The organism is Pseudoalteromonas sp. P1-25 (genome assembly GCF_001401805.1).
Lineage (GTDB): Bacteria > Pseudomonadota > Gammaproteobacteria > Enterobacterales > Alteromonadaceae > Pseudoalteromonas.
Genome location: NZ_LKDW01000008.1, coordinates 41,404 through 64,384 on the forward strand (window position 1 = coordinate 41,404; position 22,981 = coordinate 64,384).

The 22,981-nt window shown below is 41.2% G+C and carries 22 protein-coding genes; 8 read left to right on the plus strand and 14 right to left on the minus strand.

The annotated features are described in order from the left end of the window. Positions 1 to 35 precede the first annotated feature (35 nt). Both AN393_RS07200 and AN393_RS07205 read left to right on the plus strand, forming a co-directional pair. Positions 36 to 776, plus strand: a complete 741-nt coding sequence (locus tag AN393_RS07200) for a phosphoadenylyl-sulfate reductase (RefSeq protein WP_055017717.1) — start codon at positions 36 to 38, stop codon at positions 774 to 776. 126 nt (positions 777 to 902) lie between these two features. Continuing rightward, positions 903 to 1,442 carry a DUF4124 domain-containing protein gene (locus AN393_RS07205; RefSeq protein WP_055017718.1) on the plus strand — a complete coding sequence of 180 codons (540 nt, stop codon included), beginning with the start codon at positions 903 to 905 and terminating at the stop codon, positions 1,440 to 1,442. Between the two features lie 89 nt (positions 1,443 to 1,531). On the opposite strand, the gene acnA is transcribed toward AN393_RS07205, so the two are convergent. From acnA to AN393_RS07220, 3 genes are all read right to left on the minus strand, one after another. Next, positions 1,532 to 4,273 carry an aconitate hydratase AcnA gene (gene acnA / locus AN393_RS07210; protein WP_055017719.1) on the minus strand — a complete coding sequence of 914 codons (2,742 nt, stop codon included), beginning with the start codon at positions 4,271 to 4,273 and terminating at the stop codon, positions 1,532 to 1,534. A 216-nt stretch (positions 4,274 to 4,489) separates the two neighbouring features. Continuing rightward, the gene (locus AN393_RS07215) at positions 4,490 to 4,918 is read right to left on the minus strand and encodes a hypothetical protein (RefSeq protein ID WP_055016509.1); all 429 of its coding nucleotides are present in this window, start codon (positions 4,916 to 4,918) and stop codon (positions 4,490 to 4,492) included. A 107-nt stretch (positions 4,919 to 5,025) separates the two neighbouring features. After that, positions 5,026 to 5,409: an RNA-binding S4 domain-containing protein gene (locus AN393_RS07220; protein ID WP_055016532.1), complete on the minus strand. Its 384-nt coding sequence runs from the start codon at positions 5,407 to 5,409 to the stop codon at positions 5,026 to 5,028. Between the two features lie 269 nt (positions 5,410 to 5,678). Between AN393_RS07220 and AN393_RS07225 the strand changes: the two genes are divergently transcribed. Then, a complete protein-coding gene (locus tag AN393_RS07225) occupies positions 5,679 to 5,966 on the plus strand; it encodes a hypothetical protein (protein ID WP_055016508.1) in 288 nt (95 codons plus the stop codon). A gap of 56 nt (positions 5,967 to 6,022) precedes the next feature. After that, positions 6,023 to 6,688, plus strand: coding sequence for a hypothetical protein (locus tag AN393_RS07230; RefSeq protein WP_055017720.1), 666 nt, complete (start codon positions 6,023 to 6,025; stop codon positions 6,686 to 6,688). A 1-nt stretch (position 6,689) separates the two neighbouring features. Here AN393_RS07230 and AN393_RS07235 read toward each other — a convergent pair whose 3' ends face one another. From AN393_RS07235 to glnA, 5 genes are all read right to left on the minus strand, one after another. Beyond that, positions 6,690 to 7,148, minus strand: coding sequence for a cyclic nucleotide-binding domain-containing protein (locus AN393_RS07235; protein ID WP_055017721.1), 459 nt, complete (start codon positions 7,146 to 7,148; stop codon positions 6,690 to 6,692). A 28-nt stretch (positions 7,149 to 7,176) separates the two neighbouring features. Beyond that, positions 7,177 to 8,562 (minus strand): nitrogen regulation protein NR(I), encoded by a 1,386-nt coding sequence (gene ntrC / locus AN393_RS07240; RefSeq protein ID WP_055016505.1) that lies wholly within the window; start codon positions 8,560 to 8,562, stop codon positions 7,177 to 7,179. A gap of 15 nt (positions 8,563 to 8,577) precedes the next feature. Further along, positions 8,578 to 9,648 carry a nitrogen regulation protein NR(II) gene (glnL, locus tag AN393_RS07245; protein WP_055017722.1) on the minus strand — a complete coding sequence of 357 codons (1,071 nt, stop codon included), beginning with the start codon at positions 9,646 to 9,648 and terminating at the stop codon, positions 8,578 to 8,580. 89 nt (positions 9,649 to 9,737) lie between these two features. Next, positions 9,738 to 10,250 carry a DUF4124 domain-containing protein gene (locus AN393_RS07250; RefSeq protein WP_146258065.1) on the minus strand — a complete coding sequence of 171 codons (513 nt, stop codon included), beginning with the start codon at positions 10,248 to 10,250 and terminating at the stop codon, positions 9,738 to 9,740. A gap of 132 nt (positions 10,251 to 10,382) precedes the next feature. Then, complete coding sequence (gene glnA, locus AN393_RS07255; RefSeq protein WP_055016502.1) at positions 10,383 to 11,789, minus strand: glutamate--ammonia ligase; 1,407 nt, start codon at positions 11,787 to 11,789, stop codon at positions 10,383 to 10,385. Between the two features lie 506 nt (positions 11,790 to 12,295). Between glnA and typA the strand changes: the two genes are divergently transcribed. Next, the gene (gene typA, locus AN393_RS07260) at positions 12,296 to 14,119 is read left to right on the plus strand and encodes a translational GTPase TypA (RefSeq protein ID WP_055016501.1); all 1,824 of its coding nucleotides are present in this window, start codon (positions 12,296 to 12,298) and stop codon (positions 14,117 to 14,119) included. Positions 14,120 to 14,424: 305 nt separating this feature from the next. On the opposite strand, the gene AN393_RS07265 is transcribed toward typA, so the two are convergent. The 3 genes from AN393_RS07265 to AN393_RS07275 all read right to left on the minus strand — a co-directional run bounded on the left by AN393_RS07265 (position 14,425) and on the right by AN393_RS07275 (position 17,094). Then, positions 14,425 to 15,156: a CBM9 family sugar-binding protein gene (locus AN393_RS07265; RefSeq protein ID WP_055017724.1), complete on the minus strand. Its 732-nt coding sequence runs from the start codon at positions 15,154 to 15,156 to the stop codon at positions 14,425 to 14,427. A gap of 63 nt (positions 15,157 to 15,219) precedes the next feature. Beyond that, positions 15,220 to 16,311, minus strand: a complete 1,092-nt coding sequence (locus AN393_RS07270) for an MBL fold metallo-hydrolase (protein WP_055017725.1) — start codon at positions 16,309 to 16,311, stop codon at positions 15,220 to 15,222. Positions 16,312 to 16,437: 126 nt separating this feature from the next. Next, a complete protein-coding gene (locus tag AN393_RS07275) occupies positions 16,438 to 17,094 on the minus strand; it encodes a DUF2959 domain-containing protein (RefSeq protein ID WP_055017726.1) in 657 nt (218 codons plus the stop codon). An 85-nt stretch (positions 17,095 to 17,179) separates the two neighbouring features. Here AN393_RS07275 and AN393_RS07280 point away from each other — a divergent pair, with 85 nt between their 5' ends. After that, on the plus strand, positions 17,180 to 18,082 hold the full coding sequence (locus AN393_RS07280; RefSeq protein WP_055015640.1) for a virulence factor BrkB family protein: 903 nt from the start codon (positions 17,180 to 17,182) through the stop codon (positions 18,080 to 18,082). Further along, entirely contained in the window at positions 18,083 to 18,520 is a 438-nt protein-coding gene (gene dtd, locus AN393_RS07285) for a D-aminoacyl-tRNA deacylase (protein ID WP_055017727.1), read from the plus strand. Here dtd and AN393_RS07290 read toward each other — a convergent pair. Then, positions 18,517 to 19,218, minus strand: a complete 702-nt coding sequence (locus AN393_RS07290) for a spermidine synthase (protein WP_055017728.1) — start codon at positions 19,216 to 19,218, stop codon at positions 18,517 to 18,519. The genes dtd and AN393_RS07290 overlap by 4 nt on opposite strands. A gap of 431 nt (positions 19,219 to 19,649) precedes the next feature. Between AN393_RS07290 and AN393_RS07295 the strand changes: the two genes are divergently transcribed. Further along, a complete protein-coding gene (locus AN393_RS07295; RefSeq protein WP_024032005.1) occupies positions 19,650 to 20,543 on the plus strand; it encodes a bifunctional GNAT family N-acetyltransferase/hotdog fold thioesterase in 894 nt (297 codons plus the stop codon). Between the two features lie 72 nt (positions 20,544 to 20,615). On the opposite strand, the gene AN393_RS07300 is transcribed toward AN393_RS07295, so the two are convergent. Both AN393_RS07300 and AN393_RS07305 read right to left on the minus strand, forming a co-directional pair. Beyond that, positions 20,616 to 21,650: a phospholipase A gene (locus tag AN393_RS07300; protein ID WP_055017729.1), complete on the minus strand. Its 1,035-nt coding sequence runs from the start codon at positions 21,648 to 21,650 to the stop codon at positions 20,616 to 20,618. Between the two features lie 208 nt (positions 21,651 to 21,858). Further along, on the minus strand, positions 21,859 to 22,980 hold the full coding sequence (locus AN393_RS07305) for a succinylglutamate desuccinylase/aspartoacylase family protein (RefSeq protein ID WP_055015636.1): 1,122 nt from the start codon (positions 22,978 to 22,980) through the stop codon (positions 21,859 to 21,861). Position 22,981: the final 1 nt, after the last annotated feature.

The following is a 22,981-nucleotide window of genomic DNA, read 5'->3' on the forward strand; positions in this document are numbered from 1 at the left end:
CCCACGCAGCGCGTGGGTGAGGTTTAAAATTGACCATGAGTGAATTTAAAAACATATTACAGCTTGATAAGCAAAGCCAAGCGGCATTGCTTGCAGATGCAAACGGCATACTAGCACCAATGAGTGCGGAGCAGCGTGTTGCATGGGCGCTAGAGCACTTACCGGATACCGCTTTTTTATCATCAAGTTTTGGTATTCAAGCGGCGGTAATGCTGCATTTAGTAACATCGCAGCGTCCTGATATTCCTGTGGTATTAACCGATACAGGTTATTTATTTCCAGAGACGTATCAGTTTATTGAACAAATGACTACGCGTTTATCACTTAATTTAAAAGTGTATAAAGCCGAGCTAAGCCCAGCGTGGCAAGAAGCTAAGTACGGTAAATTGTGGGAACAAGGCGAAGCCGGTATTAAGCAATATAATCAGCTTAATAAAGTTGAGCCAATGACACGTGCATTAAAAGAAATAGGTGCAGGTACCTGGTTTAGTGGCCTGCGCCGTGACCAATCATCGACCCGAGCAGACAAACAATTTGTCGAAATAAGCCGAGGTACGGTAAAAGTATACCCAATTATTGAATGGTCAAACCGCGATGTATACCAATACCTTACTAAGCATGATTTACCTTACCACCCGTTATGGGAGCAAGGTTATGTGTCGATGGGTGATGTGCACACTACGCGTAAACTAGAGCCGGGTATGAGCGAAGAAGAAACGCGCTTTTTTGGTTTAAACCGCGAATGCGGGCTGCATATTGACGGCGACGGTATTTAAAAAAGCGAATACTAAACAACTATTTAAACGCAACTTAGGTTGCGTTTTTTATTGCAAAAAAATTGCCTGATTAAGAATTTTTTATTAGAATTGTTTTTCAAGGATTCATTTTTAAGCAGGAACGCTATGAAATACTTCACCTACTTGGCAATATCAGTCATGATCATTGCTGTTATCTCTTTGTTTTACCTTAAAAAGCCTGATGGCCAAACGTGGCTTTCTGGTTCGTTAATTAGTGCTGAATCTCACAAAATTAAAGAAAAAATGGTCGCGTTATCTACTAATACGCTTAATCAGGCTGTGCAAGGTGCAAAGCAAGCGGGCGATAAAATTGCGCAAAGTGTAAACAGTGATGCCGCAACAATTAAACCAGGTAGCAAAATTTATAAGTGGCAAGATACAAACGGCCAATGGCATTTTTCTGATACGCCTAATGAAGATGGTAAAAGCATTGAGGTAACACTTGATGCCCGTGATGTAACGGTTGTAGCTGCAGAAGATACTTCAATTCTAAGCAGTGCGAACACTTCAAAAAAGAGTATCCAGCCACCTACACCTACCGTTTACAACGCTGAATCTATTCAAAAACTGTTTGAAGATGCCGAAAAGGCAAAGCAAAAATTAGAGCAACGCAGTAAAGAAATACAAAGTATAGGTGGGTACTAGGCAAGTATAATTTGCTTGTAAAAAGCGATGAAATATTCGCGCATAAAAAAGCCTAGCAACTGCTAGGCTTTTTAGTTTTAAGTATATGATTAGTCAAGCATATTACGTAAAACGTATTGTAGAATGCCGCCGTGTTTGTAGTAATCCCACTCTTTAGGGGTATCTATACGTACATCGGCACTAAAGCTGACTTTTTTCCCCTCAGCATTAGTGGCAATAATGCTCACTTCATTCGTTTTATCGTACAAACCTTCAATATCAAATTGCTCTTGGCCAGTTAGGTTTAATGATTCGTGGCTTTCACCCTCTTTAAACTGTAAAGGCAGAACACCCATACCAATAAGGTTAGAGCGGTGAATACGCTCATAACTTTGTGCAACCACCGCTTTTACACCTAATAAAAGCGAGCCTTTTGCTGCCCAATCGCGTGATGACCCAGTACCGTACTCTTTACCCGCTAACACAATTAATGGTGTGTTACTTTTTTCATATTCCATTGCGGCATCGTAAATGCTGGCAAGTTTGTCATCAGGTTGGGTGCGAGTAACGCCACCTTCAGTACCTGGGGCGAGTAAGTTTTTAAGCCTAACATTTGCAAATGTGCCTCGCATCATCACTTCGTGGTTACCACGGCGAGAACCATACGAGTTAAACTGCGCTTTTTCTACGCCTTTTTCCTGTAAGTAAATACCGGCTGGCGCTTCAGCTTTAATTGCCCCCGCAGGAGAGATATGATCTGTTGTTACTGAATCGCCAAGTTTAGCCAAACAACGCGCCCCTTCAATTGTTGGCACGCCTGGTGGCTCAACGCTCATGCCCTCAAAGAATGGTGCTTTTTTGATGTAAGTTGACCCCTCATCCCAATCGTAGAGCTTACCATCAGGTATTTGAATTTTTTGCCAACGGCTGTCGCCTTCGTATACGTTAGCATAGCTTTTTTCGAACATTTCTTTGGTTACCGTTTTTTGTACTAGTTCGTTGACTTCGCTTACGCTTGGCCAAATGTTTTTAAGGTAAATATCGTTACCGTTTTCATCTTGCGCAAGTGGCTCGTTATATACATCTATGTCTGTACGCCCTGCAATTGCATACGCTACCACAAGTGGAGGCGAGGCTAAAAAGTTCATTTTAACGTCTTGGTGTATACGCCCTTCAAAGTTACGGTTACCCGATAAAATAGAGCTTACAACCAATTTGTGTTTTTGAATAGCTTCGCTAATTTCATCTGCAAGCGGGCCTGAGTTACCTATACACGTGGTACAGCCATAACCGACCAAATTAAAGCCTAATGCCTCTAGGTCATCCATTAGGTCGGCTTTTTCAAGGTAGTCGGTGACCACTTGTGAGCCCGGTGCAAGCGATGTTTTAACCCAAGGTTTTACGTTAATACCTAGCTGCTTGGCTTTTTTAGCTACTAAGCCTGCGGCTAAAATTACACTGGGGTTAGAAGTGTTTGTACAGCTTGTAATGGCGGCAATAACACAGGCACCGTCGTTTAGCTCAAATTCTTGGCCTTTAAATTTTACTTTGGCTGCCCCCATAAACTGCGCTTCGTCTACTGGTTCATCTGGGTTAGTGGTTGGGCCTTCACTTTCAATGCGTGCTTCTTCAATATCGCTTTTATCACGACGCGCCATACGCTCATCTTGGAAACCTTTAAGGTGCTGGCCTATCACATCACCAGCTTTATCAAGTGTAATTCTGTCTTGTGGGCGCTTAGGACCTGCAAGGCTTGGCACTACATCGTCTAATTTAAGCTCTAGGGTATCGGTGTAATGCGCTTCGTCGCCTTCATGGCGCCATAAGCCTTGGTGTTTAGCGTAGTCTTCAATCAGTTTAAGGTGATCTTCATCGCGGTTTGTTAAACGCAGGTAGTTAATGGTTTCATCATCAATTGGGAAAATACCACATGTTGCACCGTACTCTGGCGCCATGTTAGCAATAGTTGCTCTATCAGCTAGCGGTAAATCAGCTAGGCCGTCACCATAAAATTCAACAAATTTACCCACCACTCCATGGTTTCGTAGCATTTCGGTAACGGTAAGTACTAAATCGGTAGCAGTGGTACCCTCGGGTAAACGGCCATTTAATTTAAAGCCCACCACTTGAGGAATAAGTAAGCTAATCGGTTGTCCAAGCATGGCGGCTTCGGCTTCGATACCGCCTACGCCCCAGCCTAGCACACCTAAGCCATTAATCATGGTGGTGTGCGAATCAGTCCCTACTAGGGTGTCTGGGTAGGCTATTGATTTTCCGTTCTTATTGTCGTTAAAAACAACACGCGCTAAAAACTCCAAGTTTACTTGGTGAACAATACCTGTAGCAGGTGGGACTACCTTTAAATTATCAAAAGCAGTTTGCCCCCAGCGTAAAAATTCGTAGCGTTCTTTGTTACGCTCGTACTCTAGCTTGGCATTTAAATCAAACGCACCGTCGTCACCGTAGCCATCTACTTGTACAGAATGATCTATTACAAGTTCAGCAGGAGAAAGCGGGTTTATTTTTGCAGGATCGCCCCCTAGCTTTTCCATTGCATCACGCATAGCGGCTAAATCAACAATGGCGGGAACACCTGTAAAATCTTGCATGACAACACGGGCGGGTGTAAAAGCCACCTCAGCTGAGGGTTTTGCTTTAGGGTCCCAGTCAAGGAGGGCCTGAATGTCTTGTTCTTTTATATTTACACCATCTTCATTGCGTAGCAGGTTTTCTAGTAATACTTTGAGAGAAAAGGGCAATCGCTTTGCTTTGTCGCCTAATCCTTTAAGTGAGTGAATATGGTATTGCTCGCCATTAATCGTTAATTGTTGTTGGGTGTCGAAACTATTCATTTTTTGCCCCTTTGATAGTTAGGATTATGTCCTTGATAAAATAACGTGTTTATTTGCCATTAGTTTGCAAAGTGCATACCAGAGATAATAAATATGACAAATCAGGCTAAAAAGCAGGTTGTGCAATGCATGTTTTTTAGACAGTCTTAGTATAGAAGTGCTACCTAAAATTGTTTTTTCAAGTAGCAAAAAATGAGTTTAAAAAAGGAGGTAAGGTTAGTTTAACCAACCTTGCTGTTTGCTTTTTATGCTTAAATATAAAAGCAAAAACGCAATAACAATCACTAAAATAGGCATAAACACTGCGCTTATCCCCAGCATTTTAATGCTATTTATCACAAAGAAGTTATAAAACTGCTGAATAAATATCGCTACCAACGATAGCGCAAATGTAGGTGTTGCAAGCGCATTTTTGGCCAGTAGTAGTATGCAGCCAAGGGTGCCACCTAATACCGCTACAGCAAATGCAATGGTCGACCACAAAGGCACGTTTGAATAGGCAGCTTGTTGATCTAGCGGGAGTTTACTTATCATTTCGGGGGTCATCATAAGGTGCATTACAAATGCAAAAACACCTAGTAAATTCCAAATAAGTGCTGCCCATAGGGCGGGTTTAAACCAATTAGGGGTGACGGAGGTTGCCATATTATTACCTTGTTTTTATTGTAATTTACGAGGTAATTAAAGAGCAAAAAGGCTCACTGTTCAAGCGAGCCTATACATATAATAAAAATGGCACAAAGCGCTAATGGCTAGCCAAATGAGATAGGGCGGCGCCCTGTTTTTTCATCAACCTTTGGTTTTTTAGTGCGTTTTCTTTTATTTTTTGCAGGCTTTTGCGCTGTTTCATTGGGCGCTTTTTCTACCTGCGGCTGGGTTGTTACCACTGGGCGCTCTACAGGGGTTGCATCTTCACTTAAAGTGAGTTGAAAAAGCTCGCCATCAAATTCAAGTACATCGCCACTGTATAATTTTTTCCGTTTTATTGTACATATTTCATGGTTAACCCCAACATAACCTTCAGCTATAAGGTTTTTAGCTTGACCGCCACCTTCTACTAAATCGAGTACTTTTAGTAATTTACAAAGCTCTATGGGCTCTTCTTCAAGTTCAATTTCTATATATTCTTCTGACATGGTTATCTCTGTTGGTGGCGCATAAGCAGCAAGTATAAAGGCTTGCACTGTTTTTTGCACCTAGCAAGCGCGCCCTAGCGGGATAAAAAAAGTGTGATAAATATAAAACTTTTTCAACTTTAAAAAAACTGCAGCATTTGATGCGTATGCTCTGGCAAAAATTTGGTGTGCTATTTGCTATTGCTTTGGCAAATAAAAAGTGTACCTACATAAATGGTAAGAATTTAACCGTTTTAATTGTTTAGGTCTGCATATAATTGGAGCAGTAAATGGGCATTAGATTAGCAATGAAAAAAGAGCTAATGGGCTTAGATAATTCAGATATGCTGACAGCAGATGATGTAAGAGCTCACCTGGCTAACTCGGTAAAAACAGAAAAAGAGAAAGATGAACGCGGTTTTTCGGTTATTTCTAAGTTCAATGATACGCACAGTCGGCTAATTAGTGGTGATCCACTTAAAAAATCAAAGTTAGAATTTGAACGTCATCGCTTATTTAACGAAGTTTTATACACTCGACAAAGTGTTGATGCATGGTTGGATAGCCAAACACGTTAATTTTGCTATCAATAGTTACTTCTACTAGACTACATTTGTAATCAATAGGGGTAACTATGAAAAGTGGAATTTTAATTTGTGCGTGGGTACTTCTATTAACTGCGTGCCAACAACCAACTGTTTATGTTTTTAGCGAAAACTTGCAAGAGGAGCAACGCAAACAGCTAGACGCTGCACTAAATGCACAAAACCTCCCTTTTGAATACGTAGAGCTAGATATCCCATCGGATTTTGGTGAAGCCACATTGCTTTTATCAAGTGATAAAATTTACCAAAAAGAGACAGAGCAGCTAGCTACTATTATGCAGGGGCTAGGTTACGAGCCACAAGTTAACTATACAACGCGATCAAATCATTTTTATGGCGATGGCAATATAGGCTTTTATTTAAAAAATGCAGATAGCAATAGCCAATTTGTTATGCCTAAGCAGCTAAGAACAACCCAATGCAGCGACGATAAATACAATGATTTAGTGGTCAAATTTGTAAATGAGCATGTTGATTTTACGCTACCCAGTGGTGCAGTAGTGAGACTGAAGTGGGAGTATTTATATGGTTATGTTGTTATTTATTATAAATCCTACTCGCAAACATACAGCCACTCACAGCCATTGGTAAATACACCCTTTGGGGCTAAACCATCCGATACTTACACATTTACGGCACACGTAAATAATCCCGGTTGGCTTGATTGCTCATTGCAGATTGTTTATATGGATTGATCTAACCGTGGGTTTCTATGTGCTCACTAAGTTTAGCAATGCGTAAGCTCATGCCCTCTATAATTCGGTCTTTAATTTTTTCGCGTATCACATTTGGTAAGCGAGTCAGTGCTTCTGGGGTAATGGCAAGTACTATGGTGTCGGTTTTAGCGCGAGCGCTCGTACTGCGCTCGCGGTTATTTATAAATGCGCCTTCACCGATAAACTCACCGGGCTCTATAGTTCCAAGCTCCAGCAAGTGGTTATGTTTAAAAACAAGTAACGCACCACTTAATACAATGTATAAGCGTTTGTCGTTATCGTATTGTTTAAATAAATACTGATGCTGGTTAACTAAATACAATAACCCAAACGACTCTAGTAGCACTTGGCGTTCAGCAAGGGTGAATTCTTTAAAAAAGTGCAATCTATTCACTATTTCCATTTGTTTAAATAATGGAATGTGTTCTATTAATTTCATCCTAAGGCCAACGAGTAACAGTTAGAAACTAGTTAATATTGCGCTCTTTTAATTTGCGGGTCAACGTGTTGCGCCCCCAGCCAATTTTTATGGCTGCATCTTGTTTATGGCCAGAGCAATTAGCTAATGCTGTTTTTATCAGGCGAGTTTCAAGTTGTGCTTGAATATCAGGCCAAATATTTTCTTTACCTTGCTTAAGCTCTTGGTTGAGCCATTGCTGAAACGCATCAAGCCAATCACCTTCTTGTTGAACAGGCGCCGCATCAATGATCTCTGGTGGTAGGTCTTGCTCACTTACTAATTCACCAGGGGCCATAACGGTTAACCAGCGACAGGTATTTTCGAGTTGGCGCACATTACCAGGCCAGCTAAATAGCCTAAGTTGCTCTGTGGCTTTTGGGCTGAGAACTTTACTTTCTACTTGTAGGTCTTTTGCGCTTTTGTGTAAAAAGTGTTGCGCTAAGCGTTCGATGTCTTCGGTTCTTTCTCTAAGAGCTGGTAAACGAAGGCGCACAACGTTTAAACGATGAAATAAATCGTCCCTAAATTTACCCTGTTTTACCAAATCTTCTAAATTTTGATGCGTTGCAGCAATAATGCGTACATCAACCTTAATACTTTGGTGTCCGCCCACACGGTAAAACTCACCATCGGCGAGTACGCGTAATAAACGTGTTTGCACATCCAGTGGCATATCGCCTATTTCATCTAAAAACAGTGTGCCGCCATTGGCTTGTTCAAAGCGGCCTTTACGAACGCTATCGGCACCCGTAAATGCGCCTTTTTCGTGGCCAAATAACTCAGACTCCACAAGCTCTTTTGGAATAGCGGCCATGTTTAATGCAATAAACTGGTTTTCTTTACGCGGGCTGTGGTTATGTAAAGCACTGGCCACAAGCTCTTTACCTGTGCCTGACTCACCATTAATGAGTACACTCATACTTGAAGCCGAAAGTTTACCTATCGCTCTGAACACTTCCTGCATCGCAGGGGCTTCGCCAATAATATGGGCACTTTTAGGTGGGGCTTGTTTACGTTTGGTTTTTTTAGTTGAGTTTGCTCTGCAGGCGCTTTCGATTAAGGCCACTGCTTCGTTTAAATCAAAGGGTTTGGCTAAGTACTCAAACGCGCCTTTTTGAAACGCGTTAACTGCAGAGTCTAAATCTGAGTGCGCGGTCATTATAATAACCGGCAGCCCAGGGTTTTGCTCTGCTATCAGTTCAAGCAGTGCCATGCCATCCATGCCTGGCATCCGTACGTCAGATACCAGCACGGTTGGCTGGCTAAATTTTAGCGCACTTAACACGTCTTGCGCATTGGCGAAGCTTTCTGCTTCAAATCCTGCACGTGTTAGCGCCTTTTCTAATACAAAGCGAATTGATGCGTCATCATCTACAAGCCAAACTGTTTTCATGCCAACTCCAAAACATTAATCTGCAAAAGGCAGATAGATATTAAATTCAGTATGGCCAGGCCAGCTATCGCAGTCTATATAACCATCGTGCTGATCGATGAGCGTTTGTGCGATTGAAAGCCCTAGCCCTGAGCCACCTTCTTTGTTGGTGATCATCGGGTAAAACAATGTCTCGCGAACGCTAGGGTCTATGCCTGGTCCATTATCAGAAACCTGGATCAACAAGGCTTTTTTAGGGGCTTTTCCGGGGCGGCGATATTGATGATTAATGCGGGTCTTTATTTTTATCTCACCGCCATCCACTAACGCCTGTTGAGCATTACGAACTATGTTAAGTACTACTTGCTGAACTTTGCCTTGGTCTATAAACACATCTGGAATACTTGGATCGTAGTCTTTAACTAGATTAATATTTTTACAGTTATCTAATGTGCTTAATTTGACAACCGACTCAAGTGTTTGGTGAATATTGCCATACGACTTTTGCGGAAGCTGATTTGGCCCAAGTAGCCTATCAACTAATTCACGTAATCGGTCTGCTTGCTCAATTATAAGTTCAGCGCATTCGTCCCTTTCTTGTTGATCCACCTCGTACTGCAATAACTGCGCCGCTCCGCGTATTCCTCCTAAAGGATTTTTAATTTCGTGAGCAAGTCCTCTAATCAAATTTCGCGCTGCTTGATATTGATGCATTTGATTAGAGGCTTTGTCGTGTTTTATTTCTTCATCGGTTTTACGACACTCGAGCAAAATATAGCGCTCGTTTTCAAATTTAACTTGGCGTGATGTAATGGCTATTTTCGCATGTCGAGAATCTATAAAGACCACGTCAGCTCTGTGCTGGCTGCAATCTACACCATCAATAAGTGAGTACTGAGCTATGCGTTCTAAATCCACAGAGTGGTAATTAAATAAGCTGTTAAAGGTCTGCCCAATAATGCGTTTTTTACCCAGGCCAAGTAGCTCGCTAGTGCTGGTATTGGCATAAACAAGGATAAAATTTTTATCAAGTAACATGACCGATGTTGTTTGGTTTTGCCAAATGGCATTAAGAAGTTCGGGGCTGAAATTTTGATTGTTTGGCATCTTTGCACCACTTTAGTGCGTTAATATTTGCAAGCAAGTTTTGATCAGTAAATACTGCTGCGCTAATTTTATTATCTGAGTCATTGTACTTAGTTTATAGCCTTTCTTTGCATAACAAAGGTGCTAGGCTGACTGATAGCAATGGCTTGATTTTGTTTGTTATAAAGTTTGAGATACAAAGTATGAGTGCCGTTTTCAACATTCCGTATAGCAAATGTTGATAAACCGCTTGCAGGCCCATACGCATTACCGTTTAAAAATAGCTGTACAGTAAAGCCTGCCTCAAAACGCGGTGTTATTCGGCTTGTGACGTACACTGAGCCTGTGTTCTCGCGCACAGTTTGGTTATGAGTAGGTGACGATATCATAATTTGAAAACGATTAAGGCGCGTTGGTTGTAGTGAATCAGGGGTGTGTTTATCGGCATCAGACAAAGTAAGATCTTGGCTATTTAATTTTATTTCATGCGCGCCGCTGCGTGGTGTATCTGAGAACACTAAAACACCATTTTTATCTTTCCAAGCATAAATCTTATCATTGCCTGCGTAACTATAAATGCTTAATCCTAAAGCAAAAAATAGTAATAATATCCTGTAATTCACATTGCTACCCTGCATCTTTTGTAATTACATAACTTTAGTGGAGATAACCCTAATTTACCATAAAAAAAAGCCCGCTAAGCGGGCTTGAGAACACACATTTATTATCTTATCGATAATTTACTCTACAGCGTATTAAACGCTGTAGTACATTTCAAACTCAACTGGGTGAGTTGTCATGTTAAGCTTTTCAACTTCTTGAGATTTAAGAGCAATGTAAGCGTCGATTAAATCATCGGTAAATACGCCACCTTGCGTTAAGAATTCACGATCAGCACTTAGTGCTTCTAGCGCTTCTTCTAAAGAAGATGCAACTTGTGGAATTTCTGCTGCTTCTTCTGCAGGTAGGTCATATAAATCCTTATCCATAGCATCGCCAGGGTGGATTTTGTTTTTAATACCGTCAAGGCCAGCCATTAGCATTGAAGCAAATGCTAGGTAAGGGTTAGCTGTTGGATCAGGGAAACGTACTTCTATACGACGACCCTTTTCAGATGGTACTACTGGGATACGGATTGATGCAGAGCGGTTACGCGCAGAGTATGCAAGCATTACTGGCGCTTCAAAACCCGGTACTAAACGTTTGTACGAGTTAGTAGAAGCGTTTGCAAATGCGTTAATTGCTTTAGCATGCTTAATAATACCGCCAATGTAGTAAAGTGCATCTTCAGAAAGACCGCCGTACTTATCACCAGCAAAAAGGTTAACACCGTCTTTTGCTAAAGATTGGTGACAGTGCATACCAGAGCCGTTATCACCTACAACAGGCTTAGGCATAAATGTGGCTGTTTTTCCGTAAAGGTGAGCCATGTTATGGATAACATATTTCATCTCTTGGATTTCATCCGCTTTTAATACCATTGTATTAAAGCGAGTCGCGATTTCGTTTTGACCAGCTGTAGCAACTTCGTGGTGGTGCGCTTCTACTACTTGGCCTAGCTCTTCAAGTACTAAACACGTAGCTGAACGCCAATCTTGTGAAGAGTCAACAGGTGAACAAGGGAAGTAACCACCTTTAACACCTGGACGGTGGCCAGTGTTACCACCTTCATACTCTTTGTCTGAGTTCCATGCTGCTTCAACAGCATCAATTTTGTACATAGAACCAGACATATCTGACTTGTATTTAACATCATCAAATAGGAAGAATTCTGGCTCAGGGCCAAATAAAACAGTGTCTGCGATACCGGTAGATTTCATGTACTCTTCAGCGCGCTTAGCAACCGAACGAGGGTCACGCTCGTAACCTTGTAATGTAGATGGTTCTACAACATCACAACGCACGATAAGCGTTGCTTCTTCTGTAAATGGGTCTAATTTTACTGAATCAGCAACAGGCATAAGTACCATGTCTGATTCGTTAATGCCTTTCCAACCTGCAATTGAAGAGCCGTCGAACATTTTGCCGTCTTCAAAAAAATCTTCATCTACTTGGTGATGAGGAATAGAAACATGTTGTTCTTTACCTCGAGTATCAGTAAAGCGTAAATCAATGAACTTAACGTCATTTTCTTTAATAAAATCTAAAACCGATTGTGACATGTGTCCTCCAACTGTTGGGTTTTATTATTGCTGCATTAAATGCTTTGGGTTTAGGTAAGCCGATTTTATGCCATTATTTTAACTTGCTGTTTATAAAGACTAAAATTGTTATTGCACAAAAGTGGTCATGCACTTTGCACTTTTGTGGTGCGTAAAATATCCATATTGGTGCAAAAATTTCACGCTTTATTCTGCACGTATTTTAATCACCTAAATCAGCTTAACTTAAATAGTAAATAGTGCCAAAGCAAACAACAAATTAGCTAAAAAACGACAATTTATGTAATTTTCCGAAATTTATTTCATATAATTGTCATATAAAAAACAGATACTTAGTAAAAGTATTGAGAAAGTTTTTAAAATTATATTGGATAAACTTTCATCCATGTCATTAATGAGGGATAATATGCGCCCTTTTAAATCCTATGCTGGGACATCTGGTGAAAACGCAGATGAGTGCGTAGATCTTGCAGGATCAATGAGAATAAACTTCTCTGAGTAAAAATATGAGCATCGAACAGTTAAGAAATATAGCGATTATCGCGCACGTTGACCACGGTAAAACAACGTTGGTTGACAAACTACTTGAGCAATCAGGTACATTAGAAACACGCGGCGGTAACGAAGAGCGTGTGATGGACTCAAACGACATTGAGAAAGAACGTGGTATTACCATTTTGGCTAAAAATACGGCCATTTCATGGAAAGATTACCATATCAATATCGTAGATACCCCGGGACACGCCGATTTTGGTGGTGAAGTTGAACGCGTACTTTCGATGGCTGACTCAGTATTATTACTTGTTGATGCTCAAGAAGGTCCAATGCCGCAAACGCGTTTCGTAACGCAAAAAGCATTTGCGCAAGGCTTAAAGCCAATTGTTGTTATCAATAAAATTGACAAACCAGGTGCACGCCCTGATTGGGTTATGGATCAAATCTTTGATTTATTTGATAACCTAGGTGCAACTGATGAACAGTTAGATTTTAAAGTAATCTACGCTTCAGCAATCAACGGCTGGGCTACATTAGATTTAGACGAGCCGTCTGACAACATGGAACCTATGTTCCAAATGATTGTTGACGAAGTATCACCACCAGAAGCTGATCCTGAAGGTGATTTCCAAATGCAAATCTCTCAGCTTGATTACAACTCTTATAAAGGTGTAATTGGTGTTGGTCGTATTAAGCGTGGTTCTGTTGCGCCAAACCAACAAGTGACTATCATCAGTGCTGATGGTACAACTCGTAACGGTAAAATTGGTTCAGTGCAAAGCTACTTAGGCCTTGAGCGTATTGAAACTGACCGTGGTTACGCAGGTAATATCGTAACAGTAACGGGTATTGGTGAGCTTAAAATTTCAGACACAGTGTGTGCACCTAACAATGTTGAAGCGCTACCTCCACTAAGTGTTGATGAGCCTACAGTAACAATGACGTTCTCTGTAAATACATCACCGTTTGCTGGTAAAGAAGGTAAATTTGTAACCTCACGTAACATTCTTGAGCGTTTACAAAACGAGCTTGTACACAACGTTGCACTTCGTGTTGAAGAAACGGATAACCCAGATAGCTTCCGTGTATCTGGCCGTGGTGAATTACACCTTGGTATCTTAATCGAAAACATGCGTCGTGAAGGTTACGAGCTAGCTGTATCACGTCCTGAAGTTATTCTACGTGAAGTAGACGGTGTACTAGAAGAACCGTACGAAACAGTAACAATTGACTGTGAAGAAGAACACCAAGGTTCTATCATGGAGCAAATTGGTCTTCGTAAAGGTGAACTTACCGACATGTCTCCAGATGGTAAAGGCCGTATGCGTATGGACTTTATGATCCCAAGCCGTGGTTTAATCGGTTTCCAAACTGATTTCATGACGCTTACCTCTGGTTCAGGTCTTATGTACCATACGTTCGATCACTACGGTCCTCATAAAGGTGGTACTATTGGCTCACGTAAGAACGGTGTAATGATTGCAAATGCAACTGGTAAAGCACTTACTAATGCATTATTCAACCTACAAGAGCGTGGTAAATTATTCATCGGTCACGGTGTTGAAGTTTACGAAGGTATGGTTATCGGTATTCATAGCCGTGATAACGACCTAACAGTTAACGCACTTAAAGGTAAGCAACTTACTAACGTTCGTGCATCTGGTACAGATGAAGCGCAAACACTTACGCCACCATTGAACTACACACTTGAGCAAGCGCTTGAGTTTATCGATGATGACGAGTTAGTAGAAGTAACACCTGAGAACATCCGTATTCGTAAACGTCACTTAACTGAAAGTGAGCGTAAGCGTGCGGGTCGTGCTGCTAAAGCTTAATTGCCTTTAGAATAAGCATAGTAAAAGCCGCTGTATTGCAAAATACAGCGGCTTTTTTGTTTTTAAAGTAGAGAAGCTTTCAGTTTTTAGTTATTAGTATTGAGATCTAAAGGGCAATGCCTCTTATCCTCTTTGTGAATAATTCACTTAAAAAATATTTGCACAAAGAGAAGGGAGTGAGCAGTAAAAGAGTCATAGCTGAAATACTCGATAATGCAAAGTATCTGTAATTGATGCTAGGATATTTTTTCGTTGAGTTTCGCTGCGCTCAACCCAACCTACGTTTTCAATTATTTTGTTAGTGGTTACTTACTTTTTGGCAGCAGAGTAATTTTGCCAAATACGTCTGCATCTATAAAACCACGGTTTCTGTCGCCGTTTACTGGCTGTACTTCGTGAGAGCCCATAAAGTGCTCACGCACCTTGCTGCCATCGTTATCGCAATACGCGAGCATAAAACCAATGACGTGTTTTTCACTTAGCGTAATGGGTGTGTTTACAGCGCCTTCTTGGTAATCGTTAGGGTAGAGCTTTATAGCGACTTCCCAGGTGATGTTATAGGGCGCTTTGGTATTGCGCTTCCAGTTACTGATTAGGTGGTCGGTATACAAATGGGCCTTTTTATCGGGGCCGTAATCGGCAGCCTGATTATCAAGACCAATATGATAAGCCATTGCAGTATGGTTAAATTGGTGAATCCCACCCGAGGCATCGCTGTCGATAAAAATTTCCAGCGCATCGTCATCCCAATATTTTACGGTCGGGTCTGGGTGCGTATCAATAAGTACATCGTCAGTTATATCCGCTTGTAAATACAGGTAGTTTTTATCCCACAATAGGCGGTAACGGCCTTTAAAGTCGGCCTCTGATGTGGGCAAGGTGCCATCCATTAAATGAGGCATATCATGCCACGTTGCTTTATCCCATGCGCTTTCAGACACGCCATCAATAGTAATTGGGGTTGATGTGTGTGCTACATCAATGGCCATTACTGGGGCGCTTAATAAACAGCTTAAAGCTAATGCGTGTTTTTTCATTAATTTCTCAATGTTAATATGTATTTAGGTATAACAATCATCCTAAAACAGTTCAGCAATGAGTTACAGTGAAATACTTTCGCCTTCGTTTAAAATATATAAGGGTGTGGTTGAAGCCATTTTATTGTGCATATGTAGCAATCTTAACAATGCTGAATGGCTTGTCCGGTCGCCCATTTTCCAACTTGAGTTACCATAACCCCACGGTATCATTACTTTGCAGTTAAGATCTTGCGACGCGTTCAGTGCATCCTCTGGTGTGGTGTGTACATAACGATACCATTTAGGGTTCTCTTCACTGTAATACGAGGCTATGGGCAATAGGCATATGTCTATATCACCATATTTTTGCTGAATGTCTTTAAAGTGCTTTGAATAACCGGTGTCGCCTGCAAAAAATAAGGTATTGCCGTTTTGCTCAAGCAACCAGCCATTCCATAGGTCTTTATCGTTATCTTCGTAAATAAAGGGCACCAATACGCGGCTACTAAAGTGGTGCGCTGGTAGGGCATGAATCGTTAAATCATCAAGCTGGGTTTTTGCATACCAGGCCATTTCGCTAATGTTATACCCACCAGTAGGGAAGTTGTCGGCCATACCTAATGGCGTTAAGTAGCGAGGTTTATTACCAAGCTCTTCTATATCGGCTTTATTAAAGTGATCGTAATGAATATGCGAGTACATCACTGCACTTAAGTTTTTAAGCTCGTTTTGTGTAAGCCAATCGCCGGGTTGCCTGTAAAACCCTGAGGCTAACCTAAAGGCTAAATCAACAGGTGAGTCGAACTGCTCTTTTACAGGGTCAAATAGCACGTATTGTCCGTTAGGTGTGCGGATCATAAACCCAGCGTGTCCTAGCCAGCGTACGGTAAAGCCCGTATTTAAATTAATTGGCTTTTGCGCAGCAATAAATTGGCAATCTTCAGCGTTTTGTTTGCATTGTAATTTAGGGCTTGGTGGGTAGCAGTCGGTTTCGCAGGTGGTGGGGTAGATTTTTTTGCCAGGGTAGAGGTTATAAAAGCGTCCTTTTCGCTCGCCTGTTTGATGCTGCGGGGTGAGCGTGTTTTCTCCTGCAATCACCTCAATGCGATTGGCGGTTTCGCAAGCGCTAAGTAATCCACAAATAAATACAAGGCTGGTGGTTTTTAGTTTCATTGTTGTTTTCTATTATTATTTTTATAAAAGTATAGCAACATCGGTGAATTGAAGAATGCTTCAAAGGTAACAAAACGTAACAAAAAAGCCTGCATTATGCAGGCTTTGTCAGGCAAATTTAAACACTTAGCCTGCGTTATTCATTTGTTCTATAAACTTGTTTGAATCAGCAATTGATTTATTCATGTCGTTCATCAGCACTTGAATATCACGTTTTAAATTAGTGAACTCGCCTTTAATGGCGGCAACCGCTTGTGCGTTTAAGTTATGCTTTAAGTACAGTACGTTATCTTGTAAAGAGGATAGCACAGGCTCCATTTTGCTCTCTGCACTGCGCATAGAACGCAGTAACTGGCTAAATTGGCGTTGTGTAGCCGCTAGCTTTTTACTGCTTTCGCGTTTAAGCGACGCGCTTTTGTATTGCTCAAGCTCATCGCTCCATTCGTCAAATAAAGCTTCTGCTACATCTTCTACTTTATTAATATTGCTCGACACTTCATTAGCGGCTGCTAAGCTCGACTCATAATCGTCGTTAAGTTGATTGTAGGCATCTTGTAACTCGCCGCCATCAAAATTAATTAAAGTTGTTAGGCGCTCAAGTGCTGATTGAAATTCTTCTTGCGACTCTTCTTGTGAATCTTTGGTTTCTTCTACGCGGTCAATAAGAATGTCGCGCTTATGTACACCTACTTTTTCCATTGCAGAATAATAGGCCGATTGACAGCCCGATAAAGTAAGCGTAATGGCCAGTACCGAGACGCTAAGTAATGTTTGTTTTTTCATTTGGATCCCTATTTACCAGTAAGTGCTGTAAATTATGGTGCTGATTGTTATGATAATCAAAATTAGATTAGCACAAGTCAATTGTATGAATGATAAGCTCTCCCTTTATAAACAGCAAGCTATCTCCTTTTTAAGGCAACAGCCAGGCTGGTGGATGCAGTACGTTAACCGTTGTATAGACGATCAAATTACAGTTAATGCAGGGTACCTTGCCTATGTTACTTTGCTTTCTTTAGTACCGTTAATTGCGGTAGGCGTGGCAATATTTTCGGCCTTTCCGGGATTTGAGTCCACTCGCATAGCCATAGAAAGCTTTTTGTTTACCAATTTTGTACCTACTTCATCTGATGTTATTAAAGAGCACATTAGCTCCTTTGCTGGCAATGCTAACCAAATGACCGCTGTGGGTATTGGCTTTCTAGCGGCGATTGCGCTGCTGCTTATACGTAATGTTGATGCTACGCTGAATCGCATTTGGCGAATTAAGAAAAAGCGCCCCATGATGATCTCTTTTGCTGTTTACTGGATGGTATTAAGCTTAGGCCCGGTACTATTAGGGGCAAGTATTGGTGTTACGTCGTACATTGTATCGTTAGTGTCGTTTGCCGATCAGGGCATTCCTGGATTTAGTGGTTTTTTGTTAAAATTGGTACCTTATGGCTTTTCAATGGTTGGCTTTTTAATGCTATACACCTTAGTGCCAAATACACCTGTATCTATTAGAGCTGCGTTACCTGGGGCGCTTTTTGCCGCTGTATTATTTGAGCTGACTAAAAAGGGATTTGCGCTTTATATAAGTCACTTCCCTTCTTACGAAGTTATTTACGGCGCCGTAGCCACTATTCCTATTTTATTTGTGTGGGTGTATTTGTCGTGGGTGGTGGTGTTATTAGGGGCCGAATTTACCGCCTGTATTAGCCCTAACCATGTACCACAAACACCAGAAATTGATATAGATGATGAGCTAAAAACCGAGGAAACTAATTAAATGCAAGGGTTAATACAGCGTGTAAAACACGCAAAAGTAGAAGTTGATAACCAAGTTATCGGTCAAATAGAGCAAGGTATATTATTGTTACTCGGTGTTGAAAAACCAGATGATGAGCAAACCGCAGATAAGCTATTGCACAAGGTTAGTAACTACCGAATATTTAACGATGAAAACGACAAAATGAATTTAAGCCTAAAAGACATAGGTGGTGAGTTACTCGTGGTGTCGCAATTTACGTTAGCGGCGGATACTAAAAAAGGTATGCGTCCAAGCTTTTCATCAGCAGCCACACCTAGCCAAGCTAACGCGCTTTACGAGTACTTTGTAAAGCAAGCTAAAGCGCAGGGAGTTCGCGTTGCAACGGGAGAGTTTGGTGCCGATATGCAAGTGAGCTCGTGTAACGATGGGCCTGTTACGTTTAACTTATCGGTTTAATTACCAGCTTTAGTAACAATAATAATATGATTCACAAAGCCCGCAATTTTATTCGGGCTTACTTTTACGCCAAACACATTAAATAGTAATTGCTGTAACTGAATTAACTGCGACTCATGTTGCGACAAAAAGTTTATAAATAGCGTGCCACCTGCGTTTAGCGCATCGTATATTTTTTGATAAAAAGCGCGTTCAAACAAAAATCGTGGTGCATCTATTTGGCTAAATAAATCAAGAATAATCCAGTCATAGTTATGTGCTTTGCTAAGTACATTTTGCGCGTCATCACACTGCACGTCACTTTGGCTTTTAAGAGCGAAAAAATCTGTATAGCAGGCAATTATATCTGCATTTTTTTCAACTGATGTTACGTGTGCCTGCGGGTAAGTGTATTGTAAGTAATTACGTATAGCGCCACCGCCAAGGCCAAGTTCTAACATATGATTTGGTGGTGCTAAGGTTTGCCACTGCTTAGCTAAATAGGTTAAATGTGGAAATAGTAAGCGCTGTGGATTGTTAAGCGCTATCACCGATTGCAATGTATCGTTAATTAGCAGCCAGCGAAGCTGCCCGGATTGGCGAACCTGTATGTGATCGCCTGCATATTTATGCCAGTAAACTAGTTGCCCAATATCTTGGCTGTGGCTAATAAAGTGGCTACTCACTACACCCGTTGAAGGGTTTATAAAATCGCTCATAACATTAAGGGCCTGTTGACCTTTCAGGATTAAAGTTTGTTCAATCTAGGGGCGATTTAATCGCGGCGCGAGATTTGTTACCTAGTGGGCTAGGTAACTGCTCCTGCGTTACTCTACTGGCTTACACCCATGTAGGCAACAAAGAGTAAATTTCCCCTAGGCAGAACTCTTCGCTCAGTGCATGTTCAATCTCTAAAGGCCCAGCATAAACTAGTTGATGCGATGGGTAAAACAGTTATTTTTTCGCTTGCTTACCAAAGTCGTATTGGCAGTGTTTAAAAGATGGAGTATGGTATTTGCCATAATAATTCCAACCAACTTAATCTTTAATTTTCTAATGTAAAAACCAATGTGCAGGTTAAAGAGTTATTCAGTTGGATTACATGCCGTAGCCTTTATTTTTTATTTACGGCAAAACAACAGGAGTATATATGTTTCAAGTAACTACACCGCAGAGCAGCGAAGACTGGCAAGCATACTATCAATTACGTTGGGAAGTACTACGTGCGCCTTGGAATGAGCCTCGTGGCTCTGAACAAGATGATATGGAACAAGACTCAGAGCATCGCTTTATAAAAAATAACAACGGTGATGTGCTTGGTGTGGCCCGTTTACACTTTAACAACCATGAGCAAGCGCAAGTACGTTATATGGCCGTAGCCGAAGGTAACCGTAACCAGCATATTGGTAGCCGTTTATTACACGAGCTTGAAAAAATAGCATGGACCCAAAACGCAGGCGAATTAGTGTTATTTGCTCGCGAGCGTGCGCTTGAGTTTTATAAGCGCCACGGCTATGAGCTAAAAGAAAAAGCCCATTTAGCGTATGGCGATGTTCAACATTTCAAAATGATTAAGCAAAAGCCTAGTGAGCCGGGTTGGTTTCGCCACCCTGATTGGACGCAAGTACTGCAAAATATTTGGCGTGAATCAATCCCAATTAGTGATGCAATGGGTATAAAAGTAGAAAGCTACACAGATTGGCAGTTTACAACGCGTGCAGATTTAGACGCTAACTTAAACTTACACAACACTATGTTTGCAGGCTCTATATACAGCTTAGCAACCTTAACAGGTTGGGGCGCAACGTACTTAGCGCTTAAAGAGGCAGGGCTTGAGGGTAATATTGTATTAGCCGATGCCACTATAAAATACTTAAAACCACTTAATACCGACCCACGCGGTTGTGTTGATGTGCAAACCTGTAAAGGTAAGCTAAGTGAGCTGGAAACAACAGGCAAAGCAAGCTACGTAGTACCTGTTACTATATTTGATGGCAGCGATGTTGTTGCAGAGTTTGAAGGGGTGTTTGCCGTTAAAAAATAACGAGTAACGCTTTAATAAAAATGCCAAGCACTTTATAAAAGGGCTTGGCTTTTTTTATGGTGTATTAATAAATTAAAGTAAATCGGTAAGTAATATACCCACGCCAACACGCTCAATATCGGCGTTGTAATCAATCAGGCTTTCGCCGTAACCGTTAAAGTACTGGGCGTAACCACGTAAACGACCCCAAAGCGGGAATGACCAATCTAACTGAATTGCACCACGGTTATCTGAATTTAAATTATTACGTGTCATAAAGCTAAACTCATGATCATGATAGCGGTAGGCACCGCTAAATTCAAAGTAACCCATGTATTTGTAAATATCAGGATTGTCGTCGCCATCGGCTTCTAATATATTGTCTTTTTCATCCTCGGCAATGCGATACCAAGGTTTGAAACTAAATACAAAGCCTTCGTTTTCCCAAATGAAATTGGCATAAACTCGGTTCCATGAACGAGAGTTTGGCTGGCTGCGGCCATTAGATTGGTGCGAAATACCCAGCGCTATGGCCATTTCGTCGCCCCAAAGTACGTTTTCTTGGTCTAGGTAATTTACCCAGAAAATTTCTGGCTCATAGTTGGTTTCACGAAACGGAGAAGAAATCTCTGAGTTATAAATCTGCCAATACGACTGCAAAGTAAAGCCAAAAAAGATGGCTTGGTCGTCATCTGAAAAGTCATCATATAATGGAACCTTTATAGAAAGCTGGTATTTAGCCTCTAGGTTATCAAGTGGCTCGCCATCTTGCTCATCGGTTAGTTCGTCAAAGCCATCAAACGGGCGATCGTTAGGGTGCGATACATACGACAAAGGTAAAATGTAATTACGTTTATGTGGTGTAATTACATTTCGGTTTTTTTTACTTACTTCTTCGCGCGCTTTGCGTTTATCCAGCGCAGTAAGTTGCTTTTCTTCTTCAAGTGATGAGCATTTTTCACGAAGTTCATAGAGCGTTTGTTTTCCATCACCGCCAATTACCTCATTTAAAATACACTGTTTAACCAATTCAATATCGTTATCTTGTTCGTTTTCTTGTACCTCTTCTTGGGCAAAAGAGGGTGTGCTAAGTAAAGCCGTAACTACTATCCAATAACGCCAGCTCATTGTTTTTCCTTTGAGAGTAGGGGAGATTTATAAATTATAACGTGTTTTTACATATGTAACGGTGAACTTTCACTGAATTTACACTTAATTAGTTACTTTACGTTTACAGTGTTATCACAGATCAAAAAAAGCGGCATATAGCCGCTTATAGAGTAAGTTAGTTAACTTACTCTCACGCAATGAGAAGGGGGAGTTATAGCGCGATGCGTTATAACTCAAATACGTTAGTAAAAAACTTATAAAGCTCTGTGCCTTGGTTTACGCTTGCCGAGGCAAAATGCAAAATAGCGACAGCATCGCAATCAAGGCTTAGCGTTTGTAATGGTTGCTCACTCAAGTAGCGCTCCATTCGTAATACATGTGCAATGGGCTCACCTGCTTTAATATGCCCACCTAGAGGGGCTACATATTCAACCATGCCGCCAATAGGGGCATAATAAGCAAAGTAGTCATCTAAATGGCACGCATAACGGGTCATCTGCTTAGGTTGATGCGCTGCATCTACCAATACATTTTTATGGTTCAAATAGCTTAAAATGCTGTTTGCATCGTTGAGTGCTTCTTGTAAATCTATTTTTTCTTGGCTACCAAGTTCTACTGTAAAGGCTTCAACCTGTACATTGAAGTCCCTATCTTGCGCACTCAGTGCATCACTTAGGTGCCACCAGGGGCAAAAACTGGCTTCATCCATTGCACCATCAAAGTCGCTTGGAATAAGCAGCACATGTTCAATATTAAAATAGCGAGCACTGTCGGTTGCATAGGTTGGACAGTACAGGTGCTTACTTGAAATAGGCCCCGTGTGTAAATCAAGGACTATGTCGGCTTGGTGCGCAAGTTTTTGTAGGTTAAGCGCAATGCGTTTACCGGTATTAAGTAAATAAGCTGGGCCGTTGAGTTTTGTGTCTATTTCATCAACCAAAGCCTGTTTAAAATGATTTTTTAAAGCTGCATCGTCGTAGTGGCTATGATCTTTGGCAAACTGAGTCACTAAATCACTATTGTAGTGATACATGCGGTTCCAGTTAGTGCCAGTAATTGGGTCGAATCGCCCAAGGGTAAACTCCCCTGATTTTTGATTACAACCAATAGGATTAGCGTAAGGCACTAAGGTAATGTCGCCTTTTAAATTGAGTTGTTTTAATTGCTCTAACAGCTGAAAAATAACCGCGTTACCTTGTACCTCGGCGCCGTGCATATTTGCTTGAATATACACGCTTGGCCCGCTGCCATCACCTTTTAAGCGATACACAGGAATGGTGAGCGGTAAGCCGTTTGCCACTTCTCCAACTACTATGTTTTCTTGGCTGATGGGGGTTGTTATGCTCATA

Bases quoted from the DNA above. Each gene is read 5' to 3' on its own strand.
- AN393_RS07200 (WP_055017717.1), top strand. From the start codon at position 36: ATGAGTGAATTTAAAAACATATTACAGCTTGATAAGCAAAGCCAAGCG.
- AN393_RS07205 (WP_055017718.1), top strand. From the start codon at position 903: ATGAAATACTTCACCTACTTGGCAATATCAGTCATGATCATTGCTGTT.
- acnA (WP_055017719.1), bottom strand. From the start codon at position 4,273: ATGAATAGTTTCGACACCCAACAACAATTAACGATTAATGGCGAGCAA.
- AN393_RS07215 (WP_055016509.1), bottom strand. From the start codon at position 4,918: ATGGCAACCTCCGTCACCCCTAATTGGTTTAAACCCGCCCTATGGGCA.
- AN393_RS07220 (WP_055016532.1), bottom strand. From the start codon at position 5,409: ATGTCAGAAGAATATATAGAAATTGAACTTGAAGAAGAGCCCATAGAG.
- AN393_RS07225 (WP_055016508.1), top strand. From the start codon at position 5,679: ATGGGCATTAGATTAGCAATGAAAAAAGAGCTAATGGGCTTAGATAAT.
- AN393_RS07230 (WP_055017720.1), top strand. From the start codon at position 6,023: ATGAAAAGTGGAATTTTAATTTGTGCGTGGGTACTTCTATTAACTGCG.
- AN393_RS07235 (WP_055017721.1), bottom strand. From the start codon at position 7,148: ATGAAATTAATAGAACACATTCCATTATTTAAACAAATGGAAATAGTG.
- ntrC (WP_055016505.1), bottom strand. From the start codon at position 8,562: ATGAAAACAGTTTGGCTTGTAGATGATGACGCATCAATTCGCTTTGTA.
- glnL (WP_055017722.1), bottom strand. From the start codon at position 9,648: ATGCCAAACAATCAAAATTTCAGCCCCGAACTTCTTAATGCCATTTGG.
- glnA (WP_055016502.1), bottom strand. From the start codon at position 11,789: ATGTCACAATCGGTTTTAGATTTTATTAAAGAAAATGACGTTAAGTTC.
- typA (WP_055016501.1), top strand. From the start codon at position 12,296: ATGAGCATCGAACAGTTAAGAAATATAGCGATTATCGCGCACGTTGAC.
- AN393_RS07265 (WP_055017724.1), bottom strand. From the start codon at position 15,156: ATGAAAAAACACGCATTAGCTTTAAGCTGTTTATTAAGCGCCCCAGTA.
- AN393_RS07270 (WP_055017725.1), bottom strand. From the start codon at position 16,311: ATGAAACTAAAAACCACCAGCCTTGTATTTATTTGTGGATTACTTAGC.
- AN393_RS07275 (WP_055017726.1), bottom strand. From the start codon at position 17,094: ATGAAAAAACAAACATTACTTAGCGTCTCGGTACTGGCCATTACGCTT.
- AN393_RS07280 (WP_055015640.1), top strand. From the start codon at position 17,180: ATGAATGATAAGCTCTCCCTTTATAAACAGCAAGCTATCTCCTTTTTA.
- dtd (WP_055017727.1), top strand. From the start codon at position 18,083: ATGCAAGGGTTAATACAGCGTGTAAAACACGCAAAAGTAGAAGTTGAT.
- AN393_RS07290 (WP_055017728.1), bottom strand. From the start codon at position 19,218: ATGAGCGATTTTATAAACCCTTCAACGGGTGTAGTGAGTAGCCACTTT.
- AN393_RS07295 (WP_024032005.1), top strand. From the start codon at position 19,650: ATGTTTCAAGTAACTACACCGCAGAGCAGCGAAGACTGGCAAGCATAC.
- AN393_RS07300 (WP_055017729.1), bottom strand. From the start codon at position 21,650: ATGAGCTGGCGTTATTGGATAGTAGTTACGGCTTTACTTAGCACACCC.
- AN393_RS07305 (WP_055015636.1), bottom strand. From the start codon at position 22,980: ATGAGCATAACAACCCCCATCAGCCAAGAAAACATAGTAGTTGGAGAA.